Source organism: Kribbella sp. NBC_00382 (assembly GCF_036067295.1).
GTDB lineage: Bacteria > Actinomycetota > Actinomycetes > Propionibacteriales > Kribbellaceae > Kribbella.
Genome location: NZ_CP107954.1, coordinates 1703942 through 1715883, shown reverse-complemented (window position 1 = coordinate 1715883; position 11942 = coordinate 1703942). Strand labels below are relative to the sequence as shown.

The window sequence follows — 11942 nt, the reverse complement described above, 5'->3', positions numbered from 1 at the left end:
CCAACCGCGAAAACGCGGCTACCTAGATGACTGAGCAGCACCCCGATTCGTGACATCCCAGGCCAGAACCACAGCCACTTATGAGCCAACTCACAGCAAGAATGGGCGGGTGGACAACTCAGAGTCGACGCCCGCTGAACTCATCGCATTCATGGCGGACTACGACCGGCGGGCCAACGCGCACGACGTAGAGCGCTGGCGTGAGCTGGTCGCGGACGATGCGAGCTTCTGGTTCACCGACGGGTCGTACGAGGGCATCGAGGCGATCACGGCCGCCGTCCAGCGGACCTTCGACCAGATCCGGGACGAGGTCTACACGATCAGCGACCTGCACTGGGTCTACGCGTCCACCGACTTCGCCGTTGTCCGGTACAGGTTCCACTGGGTGGGCTTCGTCGACGGGCAGCAGCGCGAGGGTCGGGGGCGAGGTACCAATTCCATGGCCAAGCGCGACGGGCGCTGGCAGATGGTCCACGAGCACTTAAGCACCTGACCTGGCGGCGTTGGCGGGTCCATGATGGCGTGGTGGGACACAAGCGGAAGGCCGAACACGGCAAGAGTTTCGCTGCGATCGTTGCTGAGGTGGAGGCTTCGCGCGGCGCGGGCGGGCCGGTAGTTGCGTGGAGTCAGCCGGTTGTGGACGGCGAGTTCACCGACGAGGGTGGCGTCCGGTGGCAGTTGCGAGGTGATGGATCGATGCCCTGGAAGCGCGTTGAACAGTTGCTCAAGGATCCGGAGGTGCGGGTTCTGCGGGTCTACGCCAACGAGGCCAGCGACGTACTTCCGGCGGACCGCGAGAGTTTCTCGGCGGAGATCAAGCCCTATCTGACCGGCAAGGTGCTCCGCGAGGCCGGCGACTGGACTGACTTCCTCGCTGGCGAGTTCAAGGACGAACAGCACAACCACCTGCTCGTGGTTGAGCAGTCTTGTTAGAGGCCGGCTTTGTCCAGGGCGGATTGTAGGGAGCGGGTGTAGCCGTCGGTGGTGACGGTGGCGCCGCTGATGGTGGCGGACTGGGTGGTGAGGGTTTCGTTGATGAGGATCGGCAGGGCGGAGTGACGTTCCCTCGATGGTTCACGGCGTTGCTGAGACCACGACCCGCGCAGCCTGTGAGCTTGCTGTGTGTCTCCCCAAATCCAGCCCCGAAGCGCGACCGCATAGCCTTCATGCGTGGTCATCGAGGAGCGGGACGTCAAGGACGGGGAGCTGGCCGGGCTCTTGGAGGCAGCTTTCCAAGAGCTGGTGGCGCGGTACGGCAGCGAGGGGCGATCAACCGTCCACGGAGGTGCGCGATACCTGGTCGCATCCGTGGACGGGCGAGGAGTCGGGTGTGGCGCGGTGCAGCCGACAGAGGATCCGTACGTCGGTGAGCTCAAGCGGATGTACGTCGCTCCTGCCTTCCGCGGCCGGGGGATCGCGACGGCTGTGTTGAGTGGGTTGGAGGAGCTCGCGGCGGGTGAGGGCTACCGCGCGATCCGGTTGGCGACGGGCGAGCGCCAGCCCGAGGCGATCGCCTTGTACGAACGCCGCGGCTACCGCTCGACCGAGCCGTACGGCAAATACATCAACGACCAACTGGCCCACTGCTACCAGAAGACCCTCGCCTGATGCTCCAGGAGTAGAGCAGGCCGGTCAGGTCTTCTCTTGGTTGGCCGTGTAGATCATCAGGTGGCGACGTAGGCCGCTAGGTGTTTGCCGGTGAGGGTGGATTGCTGGGAGATGAGGTCGGCGGGGGTGCCTTCGTAGACGATCTGGCCGCCGTCGTGGCCGGCGCCGGGACCAAGGTCGATGATCCAGTCGGCGTGGGCCATGACTGCCTGGTGGTGTTCGATGACGATGACCGACTTGCCGGCGTCGACGAGGCGGTCGAGCAGGCCGAGGAGTTGCTCGACGTCGGCGAGGTGGAGGCCGGTCGTGGGCTCGTCGAGGACGTAGATGCCGCCCTTTTCGCCCATGTGGGTCGCCAGCTTGAGTCGTTGGCGTTCGCCGCCGGACAGGGTCGTGAGCGGTTGGCCGAGGCTGATGTACCCGAGGCCGACATCGGCCAGGTACGTGAGGATCTTGTGCGCGGCCGGCGTACGGGCGTCTCCTTCGGCGAAGAACTTCTCCGCCTCGGTGACCGACATCGCCAGTACTTCGCTGATGTCCCGCCCGCCGAATTTGTACTCCAGCACCTCTTCCCTGAACCGCTTGCCCTCGCACACCTCGCAAGGAGTCGCGACGCCGGCCATCATCGCCAGGTCGGTATAGATCACCCCGGCGCCGTTGCAGTTCGGGCAGGCGCCCTCGGAGTTCGCGCTGAACAGCGCCGGCTTCACCCCGTTGGCTTTCGCGAACGCCTTGCGGATCGGCTCGAGCAGTCCCGTGTACGTCGCCGGGTTGCTGCGCCGTGACCCCTTGATCCCGGTCTGGTCGATCGACACCACATCGGCCGAAGGCGGTACCGACCCATGGATCAGCGATGACTTGCCCGACCCCGCGACACCGGTCACCACGCAGAGCACCCCGAGCGGGACGTCGACGTCGACGGACCGCAGGTTGTGCGAGCTGGCGCCCCGAATCTCCAGGAACCCGGAAGCAGTACGCAAGGAAGATTTGAGCGACGCCCGGTCGTCGAGGTGCCGCCCGGTCAACGTGTCGCTGGCCCGCAGCCCCTCGAGGGTGCCCTCGAAGCAGATGGTGCCGCCGCCGGTGCCGGCGCCCGGCCCGAGGTCGACGACGTGGTCGGCGATCGCGATCATCTCCGGCTTGTGCTCGACGACGAGCACTGTGTTGCCCTTGTCGCGCAGCCGGACCAGCAGCTCGTTCATCCGCTGGATGTCGTGTGGGTGCAGCCCGATCGACGGTTCGTCGAAGACGTACGTGACATCGGTGAGCGAGGACCCGAGGTGCCGGATCATCTTGACCCGCTGCGCCTCACCACCCGACAGCGTCCCGGCCGGCCGGTCGAGCGACAGGTAGCCGAGCCCGATCTCGACGAACGAGTCGAGCGTGTGCTCCAGCTTCTCCAGCAGTGGCGCGACCGACTTGTCGGACAGCCCGCGGACCCAGTCGGCCAGATCGCTGATCTGCATCTTGCAGCAGTCGGCGATGCTGGTCCCGTTGATCTTGGACGACCGGGCGCCCTCGTTCAGCCGGGTCCCGTCGCACTCGGGGCAGGTCTGGAAGGTGATCGCCCGCTCCACGAAGGCGCGGATGTGCGGCTGCATCGCCTCCACATCCTTGGCCAGGAAGGACTTCTGGATCTGCGGGATCAGGCCGGAGTAGGTGAGGTTGATGCCCTCGACCTTGATCTTGGTCGGCTCCTGGTAGAGCAGTGCCTGCAGTTCCTTCTTGGTGAACTTCGCGATCGGCTTGTCGACGCTGAAGAAGCCACAGCCACGCAGGATCCGCCCCTGCCAGCCGTCCATGCTGTACCCCGGGATGGTCAGCGCGCCTTCGTTGATCGTCTTCGATGCGTCGTACAGGGCGGTCAGGTCGAAGTCGGTGACCGAGCCGCGGCCCTCGCACCGCGGGCACATGCCGCCGGTGATGCTGAAGCTGCGCCGCTCCTTGGTCGTCTGGCCGCCCTTCGACAGGGTGACCGCGCCCGCGCCGCTGATCGAGGCGACGTTGAAGGAGAACGCCTGCGCCGAGCCGATGTGCGGTGTGCCGAGCCGGCTGAACAGGATCCGCAGCATCGCGTTGGCGTCGGTCGCGGTGCCGACCGTGGAGTGCGGGTTGGAGCCCATCCGCTCCTGGTCGACGATGATCGCCGTCGTCAGCCCCTCCAGCACGTCGACATCCGGCCGCGCGAGCGACGGCATGAAGCCCTGCACGAAGGTGCTGTAGGTCTCGTTGATCATCCGCTGCGAGTCGGCCGCGATGGTGCCGAAGACCAGCGAACTCTTGCCCGACCCCGAGACGCCGGTGAACACGGTCAGCCGGCGCTTCGGGATCTCGATGCTGACGTCCTTCAGGTTGTTCACCCGCGCGCCCTGGACCCGGATCAGGTCGTGGCTGTCAGCAACATGTGGTGTCGTGGCCATCGTGGTCAGCGCGCTTCCTGGAGCCGGACCATGTTGCCGGACGGGTCCCGGAAGGCACAGTCCCGGACGCCGTAAGGCTGGTCGATCGGTTCCTGCACGATCTCCACGTCGGTGGTCTGCAGCTTGGCGAAGGCGGCATCGACATCCGGGGTGGCGAGCAGGATGCTGGCGAAGGTGCCCTTGGCCATCATCTCCGTGATGAGCTTGCGCTCGTCCTCGGTGATGCCGGGGTCGACCGCCGGCGGGTGCAGCACGATGCTGGTCCCGGGCTGGCCGGGCGGGCCGACGGTGAGCCAGCGCATGCCGTTGTAGCCGACGTCGTTGCGCAGCTCGAAGCCGAGCGCGTCGCGGTAGAACGCGAGCGCGGCATCCGGATCGTTGTGGGGGAGAAAACTCGCGCTGATCGTGATGTCCATGGCCATCACGCTAGCCGTGACTCGGGGGCGGGTGCTTCTCGATTCCTGATCGGTCTGCTCACGTGTTTCGACAGCAGCGTCGGCATCCCGGCCAGCTCCCCGGCGGCCTGTTTGCGATAAACACTCGGCGGTACGCCGACGAGCTCGGTGAACCGGGTGCTGAAAGTACCCAAGGACGAGCACCCCACCTCGAAGCACACATCCGTGACGCTCAGATCCCCCCGCCGCAACAGCGACATCGCCCGCTCGATCCGCCGCGTCATCAAATACGCATACGGTGACTCTCCGTAGGCAAGGCGGAACTGGCGGCTGAGGTGCCCGCCCGACATGTTCACCCCCCGCGCCAGCGCCTCGACGTCGAGCGGTTGCGCGTACTCCCGGTCGATCCGGTCCCGGACGCGCCGCAGCAACGCGAGGTCGCGCAGTCGCTGGTCGTCGTCCGTCTTGCCGCTCATGTCACAGATCGTGCCATATTCCGCCGACCGTCGGCAGCACGCTGGAAGCTGCCTGTGGACAACCCACGTCGAGATGGGTGCGGACGCTCCGACGTACCGGGTGAGGCTACGGAAGAGGTGGATGATGCGATCGACGGCAGATCGTCTGTTACGGACTTACCTGACGCTTATGGTGGTGTCGACGGCTGCCTCGTCGATGATCTGGGGCATCAACACGCTGTTCCTGCTGGACGCCGGGCTGAGCATCGGGCAGGCGTTCGCGGCCAACGCGTTCTTCACCGTCGGGCAGGTGCTGTTCGAGGTACCGACGGGCGTGGTCGCGGACACGGTCGGCCGGCGGGCGTCGTACCTGCTGGGCACGGCCACGCTGGTCGGGTCGACTTTGCTCTACCTACTGCTGTGGCAGGTGAAGGCAGGGTTCGTGCCCTGGGCGGTGGCGTCGGCACTGCTCGGGCTTGGCTTCACCTTCTTCAGTGGGGCGACTGAGGCCTGGCTGGTCGACGGGCTGGCGGCCAGTGGGTACCAGGGGTCACTCGAGTCCGCATTCGCCAAGGGGCAGGTCGCAGGTGGCATCGCGATGGTCGGCGGCACGATCGCTGGCGGCGTATTGGCCCAGTCGACCAACCTGGGTACGCCGTACCTCGTACGCGCGGCATTACTCGTCCTGACGTTCGTGGTGGCGTGGCGGGCGATGCATGACGTCGGATTCGCGCCCAAGCCGCGTGTCTCGGTCACTGCCGAGATGCGGGACATCCTGCGCTCCTCGCTCGACCACGGGCTTCGCAATCCGCCAGTGCGCTGGTTGATGCTCGCTGCTCCTTTCACCGCGGGCGTCAGCCTCTACGGCTTCTACGCGGCCCAGCCGTACCTCCTGCAGCTCTATGGCAACACCAGCTCGTACGCCGTTGCAGGGCTGTCCGCTGCCATCGTCGCCCTAGCGCAGATCCTGAGCGGCTTCACCGCACCTCTCGTCAGCCGGGTCTTCCGAGCCCGTACTTCGGTACTGCTGCTGATCGCGATCGTCACGGCCATCGTGCTGGTGCTGATCGGCCTGGTCTCCAACTTCTGGCTAGCGCTGGTCCTGCTCGCCATCTGGGCGACTGTGTTCGCCGCCATCACGCCCGTCCGGCAGGCGTTCCTCAACAGCCTGATCCCGTCGGCGCAGCGGGCGACGGTGCTGTCGTCGGACAACCTGCTCGCCTCGGCCGGTGGCGTGGTGATCCAGCCGGCGCTGGGCCGGGCGGCCGACGTGTGGAGCTACGGGCAGGCATATGTCGTCAGCGCCGGCATCGAGCTCCTCGCTGTGCCGTTCATCCTGCTGGCCCGCCGGGATGCAGGAGCAGGCGACCGCAAGTCAGTCGGCGACGGTCAGCTGGACGACGATGGTGTCGCCCTCGTCGAGGGACTCCGCTGAGCGGACGGCGGTCTTCAGCGGGACGATGTACTGGCCGTCCTTCGGGAACAGCGAGGTCGTCCACTCGGTCCCGCCGATCTGGGCGGTGACCGGGATCATCCCCCAGCCGTAGCTCACGTACGCCGACGACGCCTGCAGATCGAGGCATTCGGGCTCCGGCACCGTCACGAAGTACCAGGGCGCGGGTCCTCGCCAGAACCAGATCTCACCGCTGAACTCGAGCTGCACCGGCCTAGAATAGGGCCCGGCGTAACTTTCCGGCCGTTTTGCTCATCGTGCTTCGTGCACGGGGAAAATCCGCGGTCGGGGTGGGGGACGTCATGGTGGGTCGGCGGTCTGTGAGTGTCGCGGTGGGGTTCGCACTTGCGCTGGGGGCGCTTGTGCCTGGTCCAGAGATGGCGGTTGCCAAGCCGGTGAGGCCCGGGATCGCGGTGCTGCCCGACTTGCCCGAGGTGGAGGTGGCGCAGTTCGAGCCGGGCGAGAGCAACGTCGTACCGCCTGTCATGCCGCCGGCGGCCGACGTAAAGAGTTTGGCAGGCAAGGCGACCGCGACTGGTACCTACACCTGCACGGGCTTCAGCACGGTCGATGACAAGACCTCTGTGGCCATGCTCAAGGCGGACAAGTTCGCGTGGGGTCCTTACCCGGCGTACAAGGTCGGCAACGGCAGCGGGAACATCAACTGGCGGCTCAATCCCTACAAGAACCGCAGCTGGTACATGTGGTTCCACTCGCTGCGCTGGCTCGGGCAAGGGATCGTCGCAGCCGGCAAGGGGGATACCACCGCGATGGCCCGGGTCGCCGCGATCAGCAAGGACTGGGTCGCCGACAATCCGTACTCCTGGACGGCGGACGTAGGCGCCAACGAGTCGACGATGCACCGGACCAACGTGCTGATCTGCCTGCGCCAAGCCATCATGGCAGGGCTGGGCGTCACAGCGTTGCCAGCGGCGTACAAGTGGATCGACGTCGCGCTGGTCAACCACGCCAGGTTCCTGACCGCCAACTGGAGTGGGGCGTGGAACCACGGTACGGACGAGAGCATCGCGCTGTTCGGCGTCGGCTGCACCCTGAATCGCAACGACTACAAGGCGACCGCGCAGAACCGGCTGGCGGCCGGAATCACCACCGCGATCGACTCGCAGGGTTCGTCCAACGAGCAGTCGACGGCTTATGCCCAGTTCAACTACTACCTCTGGGGCCGTGCCGTCACCGCGCTCACAGCCTGCGGAGCCAACCCCGGTACGACGATCACCGCGCGGCGAAAGTTGATGGCCGGCTGGCTTGCGCTCGCTACCAACTCCCTCGGCAAACTGCACCAGCTCGGCGACTCGGAAGTGGTCGCTACTGGCGCGGACCCTGGTACGCCGCTGGCTTACGCGGGGAGCCTCGGCCGTGAGGGCACTCCTCCGAGCCGGCGGATCGGTGCCTTCAGTGCGGGCTATGTATTCGGTCGCACGGGGTGGGGCGAGACGCGTCCGTTCACGCAGGAGTCGACGTACAGCATCCGGTACGGGCCGGCGCGGGCCATGCACGGTCACGGCGACCACACGGCCATCACCTACACGTCGCATGGCCGGGACATCCTGATCGACGGCGGTCACTCCGGCTACCAGAGAGACGTCTGGCGTACTTGGGTGGTCAGTCCGGCCGCGGCCAGTGCCATGACGACTCCGTTGGCCGCGGATACTCGCCCGGTCACCAAGTTGACCCGGTCGGTGATCAACCCGACTTCCGAGTTCTACGAGTTCGCCGATGTGCCGGGAGCGGGGATCAGCCGGCATCGTGGGGTGCTGGTGCTCAAGAATCCGGATCTGATCGTCGCTCTGGACTGGGCGAGCGCCACGAAGGCACAGCAGTTCCAGACGCTCTGGCATCTGCCGTCCGACCAGAAGGCGACGGTCTACTCGCGCACGACGGCGATCGGGATGAAGCCAGGTGACACGACTCGGACCATCCTGTTCCAGGTCCCGTACCGGCAGCCGTTGCCGCGGGGCGCGATCCTGGTCAAGCAGGGGCAGACCAATCCGATCCAGGGCTGGCACTACCCGAACATCTTCACCCGGAAGTCCGCGCCGACGCTGATGTTCGCGCGCTCGGGGACGCGGGCCTCGATCCTGTCGGTCATCGCCCCGGTACGGGCCACTGGATCCGTGCAGTACAAGGGCCGCTGGTCAGGTACTACGTACGTCGTCGACCTTGTCGTCGCGGGCGTCAAGACGTCCTTCGGAATCACCCCGGCGGGGTCCCTCTATCGCGTTCGCTGACGGTCCGGGCGGAGATCTCGAAAACTGTCCGGGGGTGGGTCTAGTGTGCGAGCGGTCAGGGGAAATTCGGGCAAGAGGGGCAGACTGATGGCATCACGACTCAATCCGTACATCGGCTTCAACGGGGACGCGCGGCAGGCCTTCGAGTTCTACAAGGAGGTCTTCGGCGGCGAGCTGGCGCTCAACACGTTCGGCGAGTTCGGGGCGTCGGACGTTCCGGACGCCGACAAGATCATGCACGCGATGCTGGAGACGCCGCAGGGCTACACGCTGATGGGATCGGACACTCCGTCGCATCTGGACTTCCAGCCGGGCAACAACATCTCGGTCAGCCTGAGTGGTGACGACAGTGCCGAGCTGCACGGGCTCTTCGACAAGCTCGCCGAGGGCGGCACGGTGACGATGCCGCTGGAGAAGCAGATGTGGGGCGACGAGTTCGGCATGGTCGCCGACAAGTTCGGGGTCTCCTGGATGATCAACATCGGCCAACCACAGGGCTGAGCTGACGACGGAGCTGCTGCGCCTGCCCGATGGACGGCAGGCGCAGTACTGGTGCGGCGGCGACCCGGATGGGCGGGTCGTCTTCTTCCTGCACGGGTGCCCGGACACACGGCACGCGGCGTACTGCGGGGACGTGGCGGCCCGGCGTACGGGCGTGCGGTTGATCGCGGTCAACCGGCCGGGGTACGGGTTGTCGACAGAGGCTGCGTCGAGCCATTTGTCCGTGGCGGATGATGTCGCGGCTGTGGCTGACTTGCTGGGCGTCGGGCGGTACGGCGTACTGGGGATGTCTATCGGTGGGCCGTATGCGCTGGCGTGCGCCGCGAGGCATCCGGAGCGGGTGACGGCGGTGGGGGTGGTGGCGAGTCCGGCTGAGGTGCCGGCTCTTGATCCGCCGTACCACCGGGACGATCTCACGACGGAGCAGAAGGACTTCTTCGAGGCGCTGGCGGAGCTTCCGGTGGAGACGGGGGTTGAACTGATGCGGCCGGAGTTCGAGGTGTACGTCGAGACGCTCGCGCCTGGGGATCCGGATGACGACGCGCTGGCTGGGCGGTTCTGTGCTGGGTTGGGGCCGCTCGATGCTGAGGTTGTCCGTCGGCAGACTGCTGCGGAGATCGCCGCAGCCACTCGGGAGGCGCTGGTGAACACGGCCGGCTATCTGCGCGATGCCGCGATCTCCTTCAGGCGTTGGGATTTCCGGCCTGGGGCGATCAGCTGCCCGGTGAGTCTCTGGTACGGCGAACTCGACGCCAATGCGTCGGTGCGCAACGGTGAGTGGCTCGCCGAACGAATCCCGGAGGCCGCGTTAATCGTTCGTCCGGGGGAGGGGCATCTCGGTAGTCTGCACAACCACTGGGACGAGGTGCTCGGCAGATTGGAGTAGCCGTGAACGAGGTGCTCTTCGACGCGGTACGGCACAACAACTGGGCGACCGCGCAGCTGATCGCGTTCTGCCGGGATCAGAACTTCACCGCGGAGCAGCTCGAGGTGACCGGCGTCGGCACCTTCGGCGGCATCCTCGCGACGCTGCACCACATCGTCACCTGCGACGGCAGCTACCTGCGCCGGCTGGCGGACAGCGACCTGCTCCCGTGGGCCGACGGCAGCAAACCGGACGCCGACTTCGCCACCCTCGCCGAGTGGGCCGAGGAAGCCCGCCTCCTCTGGGAAGACGTCCTCACCAAACCGATCGACGTCGAGCGAGTCATCATCGTCGACAACGGCACCCGCGCCTGCCACGCCGGCATCTTCATCGCCCAGTCCCTGAATCACGCCAACCACCACCGCGAACAGATCTGCGCCATCCTCACCGGCTTCGGCATAGACCCCCCAGACATCCAAGCCTGGGAATACGCCTGGTCCACCGCCAGGATCTGGGACCTGCCCGACGAGTAGGCGGGGCTAGGCGTCGAAGGCTTTGACCAGGGCTTTCGGGGCTTGGGTTCGCCAGGCTTCGGTGAGGAGTTCTGTTAGTTCTTCGGGGGTGATGGTGGGGAGGCGGACCAGGATGGCGGGGAAGCCGTTGTAGTGGGGTTCGGTGAAGAACTTGGTGGGGTCGGCGGCCAGGAGGGCCTGTTTCTCGGTGTTGCCGTTGACGCGGATCGCGAGTACTTCGGGTTCGGGGATGCGCGGCTGCTTCGGGGCGTCGCGGCGCATCCAGATCCAGGCGATGCCCTTGTCCTTGCCTTTGTTGGGCACGGAGAAGGCGAAGGTGTCGTCGCTCTCGCGGACCTCTGGGAGTGCCAGTGCGATCCGGCGTACGTCGTCCTGGTCAGCCACCCAGCTTTCGTACCAGATCGGCGGATTCCTGGACAGGGGTGAGCGGGGTGCCGTGGGTGAACCAGTTGGTGAGGTTGTCGATGACGAGTTGGCCCATGGCGTTGCGGGTGGGGATGGTGGCGGAGCCTACGTGGGGGAGCAGGACTGCGTTGGGGAGGTCCAGGAGGGCTGGGTGGACCTGGGGTTCGTGTTCGAAGACGTCTAGGCCGGCGCTGAGGATTGTGTTGGTGCGTAGGGCTTCTGCGAGAGCTTCTTCGTCTACGACGGTGCCGCGGGCGACGTTGATGAGGATGCCGTCGGGGCCCAGGGCCTGGAGGATCTCGGCGTTGACCAGGTGGCGGGTTTCGTCGCCGCCGGGGATGACGATCATCAGGATGTCTACGGCGGCGGCCAATTCCAGCAGGGTCGGGTAGTAGCTGTAGGCAACGTCTTTGCGGTGGCGGTTGTGGTACGCGATGGAGATGCCGAACGCCTGGGCCCGCTTCGCGATCGCCTCGCCGATCCGGCCGAGGCCGAGGATGCCCATCGTGCGGCCGTTCAAGGTTGCCTTGGTCAACGGATAGGCGCCGTCGGGCCACGAGCCGGCGCGGAGATAGCGCTCGGCGCGGGAGAGTTCGCGGGCCGTCATCAGCAGCAGGCCCATAGCGGTGTCGGCGACCTCGTCGTCCAGTACGCCGGGGGTGTTGGTGACGATCACCCCACGTTCCGCAGCCGCTGCCGCGTCGATCTTGTCGTACCCGACGCCGAAGCTCGCGACGATCCGCACCGCGGGCAGCCGGTCGAGGAACGCGCCGTCGATCGCTGTACCACCGGTCGCGACGGCGGTGATGTCCTTGGCCCGCTCGGCCAGTACTGCCTCCGGATCGTCCGCCTCCCACAACCGGATCACGTCGAACTGCTCCGCGGTCCCGGTCAGCACGGTCTCGTTCATCGGGCCGGGCATCAGCACAGTCGGACGTGACATCGGAACTCCCGCGGGTCGAGGACGTGCGCCAACCCTATTTCGCCGCCTCTGCCGTGAGACGGACGGCCCATCCCCCGGACGGCAGAGAACGGCCGCCAGAAGGTCGTCCCGCGGC

At 66.4% G+C, this 11942-nt stretch carries 14 protein-coding genes; 8 read left to right on the top strand and 6 right to left on the bottom strand.

Annotated elements, in window-relative coordinates; all coding sequences use genetic code 11:
- Nucleotides 1–109 precede the first annotated feature (109 nt).
- From OHA70_RS08535 to OHA70_RS08525, 3 genes are all read left to right on the top strand, one after another.
- Nucleotides 110–493 (top strand): YybH family protein, encoded by a 384-nt coding sequence (locus OHA70_RS08535; protein ID WP_328330369.1) that lies wholly within the window; start codon nt 110–112, stop codon nt 491–493.
- A 32-nt stretch (nt 494–525) separates the two neighbouring features.
- Nucleotides 526–933 carry a hypothetical protein gene (locus tag OHA70_RS08530; RefSeq protein ID WP_328330367.1) on the top strand — a complete coding sequence of 136 codons (408 nt, stop codon included), beginning with the start codon at nt 526–528 and terminating at the stop codon, nt 931–933.
- Nucleotides 934–1170: 237 nt separating this feature from the next.
- On the top strand, nt 1171–1608 hold the full coding sequence (locus OHA70_RS08525; RefSeq protein ID WP_328330365.1) for a GNAT family N-acetyltransferase: 438 nt from the start codon (nt 1171–1173) through the stop codon (nt 1606–1608).
- A gap of 56 nt (nt 1609–1664) precedes the next feature.
- Here the strand turns inward: OHA70_RS08525 and OHA70_RS08520 are convergent, their stop codons facing one another.
- The 3 genes from OHA70_RS08520 to OHA70_RS08510 are packed head-to-tail and all read right to left on the bottom strand — an operon-like array spanning nt 1665 to nt 4899.
- A complete protein-coding gene (locus OHA70_RS08520) occupies nt 1665–4028 on the bottom strand; it encodes an excinuclease ABC subunit UvrA (protein WP_328330363.1) in 2364 nt (787 codons plus the stop codon).
- Between the two features lie 5 nt (nt 4029–4033).
- Nucleotides 4034–4444, bottom strand: coding sequence for a VOC family protein (locus OHA70_RS08515; RefSeq protein WP_328330361.1), 411 nt, complete (start codon nt 4442–4444; stop codon nt 4034–4036).
- A gap of 5 nt (nt 4445–4449) precedes the next feature.
- Nucleotides 4450–4899, bottom strand: a complete 450-nt coding sequence (locus tag OHA70_RS08510) for a helix-turn-helix transcriptional regulator (RefSeq protein ID WP_328330359.1) — start codon at nt 4897–4899, stop codon at nt 4450–4452.
- Nucleotides 4900–5074: 175 nt separating this feature from the next.
- Here OHA70_RS08510 and OHA70_RS08505 point away from each other — a divergent pair, with 175 nt between their 5' ends.
- Entirely contained in the window at nt 5075–6313 is a 1239-nt protein-coding gene (locus OHA70_RS08505) for an MFS transporter (protein ID WP_328330357.1), read from the top strand.
- Here OHA70_RS08505 and OHA70_RS08500 read toward each other — a convergent pair.
- The gene (locus tag OHA70_RS08500; protein ID WP_328330355.1) at nt 6254–6541 is read right to left on the bottom strand and encodes a DUF1905 domain-containing protein; all 288 of its coding nucleotides are present in this window, start codon (nt 6539–6541) and stop codon (nt 6254–6256) included. The two genes, OHA70_RS08505 and OHA70_RS08500, sit on opposite strands and share 60 nt — an antisense overlap.
- A gap of 167 nt (nt 6542–6708) precedes the next feature.
- On the opposite strand from OHA70_RS08500, the gene OHA70_RS08495 reads away from it, so the two are divergent.
- The 4 genes from OHA70_RS08495 to OHA70_RS08480 all read left to right on the top strand — a co-directional run bounded on the left by OHA70_RS08495 (nt 6709) and on the right by OHA70_RS08480 (nt 10479).
- Nucleotides 6709–8580, top strand: coding sequence for a heparinase II/III domain-containing protein (locus OHA70_RS08495; protein WP_328330353.1), 1872 nt, complete (start codon nt 6709–6711; stop codon nt 8578–8580).
- An 87-nt stretch (nt 8581–8667) separates the two neighbouring features.
- A complete protein-coding gene (locus tag OHA70_RS08490) occupies nt 8668–9081 on the top strand; it encodes a VOC family protein (protein WP_328330351.1) in 414 nt (137 codons plus the stop codon).
- Between the two features lies 1 nt (nt 9082).
- Nucleotides 9083–9967, top strand: a complete 885-nt coding sequence (locus OHA70_RS08485) for an alpha/beta fold hydrolase (protein ID WP_328335059.1) — start codon at nt 9083–9085, stop codon at nt 9965–9967.
- A 2-nt stretch (nt 9968–9969) separates the two neighbouring features.
- The gene (locus OHA70_RS08480) at nt 9970–10479 is read left to right on the top strand and encodes a DinB family protein (protein ID WP_328330349.1); all 510 of its coding nucleotides are present in this window, start codon (nt 9970–9972) and stop codon (nt 10477–10479) included.
- Between the two features lie 6 nt (nt 10480–10485).
- Here OHA70_RS08480 and OHA70_RS08475 read toward each other — a convergent pair whose 3' ends face one another.
- Together OHA70_RS08475 and OHA70_RS08470 are read right to left on the bottom strand one after the other, a co-directional pair.
- On the bottom strand, nt 10486–10863 hold the full coding sequence (locus OHA70_RS08475) for an MmcQ/YjbR family DNA-binding protein (RefSeq protein WP_328330347.1): 378 nt from the start codon (nt 10861–10863) through the stop codon (nt 10486–10488).
- A complete protein-coding gene (locus OHA70_RS08470; protein WP_328330346.1) occupies nt 10856–11827 on the bottom strand; it encodes a 2-hydroxyacid dehydrogenase in 972 nt (323 codons plus the stop codon). The genes OHA70_RS08475 and OHA70_RS08470 overlap by 8 nt, the downstream gene beginning before the upstream one ends.
- Nucleotides 11828–11942 lie beyond the last annotated feature (115 nt).

Bases quoted from the DNA above. Each gene is read 5' to 3' on its own strand.
- OHA70_RS08510 (WP_328330359.1), bottom strand. From the start codon at position 4,899: ATGAGCGGCAAGACGGACGACGACCAGCGACTGCGCGACCTCGCGTTG.
- OHA70_RS08515 (WP_328330361.1), bottom strand. From the start codon at position 4,444: ATGGACATCACGATCAGCGCGAGTTTTCTCCCCCACAACGATCCGGAT.
- OHA70_RS08520 (WP_328330363.1), bottom strand. From the start codon at position 4,028: ATGGCCACGACACCACATGTTGCTGACAGCCACGACCTGATCCGGGTC.
- OHA70_RS08490 (WP_328330351.1), top strand. From the start codon at position 8,668: ATGGCATCACGACTCAATCCGTACATCGGCTTCAACGGGGACGCGCGG.
- OHA70_RS08470 (WP_328330346.1), bottom strand. From the start codon at position 11,827: ATGTCACGTCCGACTGTGCTGATGCCCGGCCCGATGAACGAGACCGTG.
- OHA70_RS08495 (WP_328330353.1), top strand. From the start codon at position 6,709: ATGGCGGTTGCCAAGCCGGTGAGGCCCGGGATCGCGGTGCTGCCCGAC.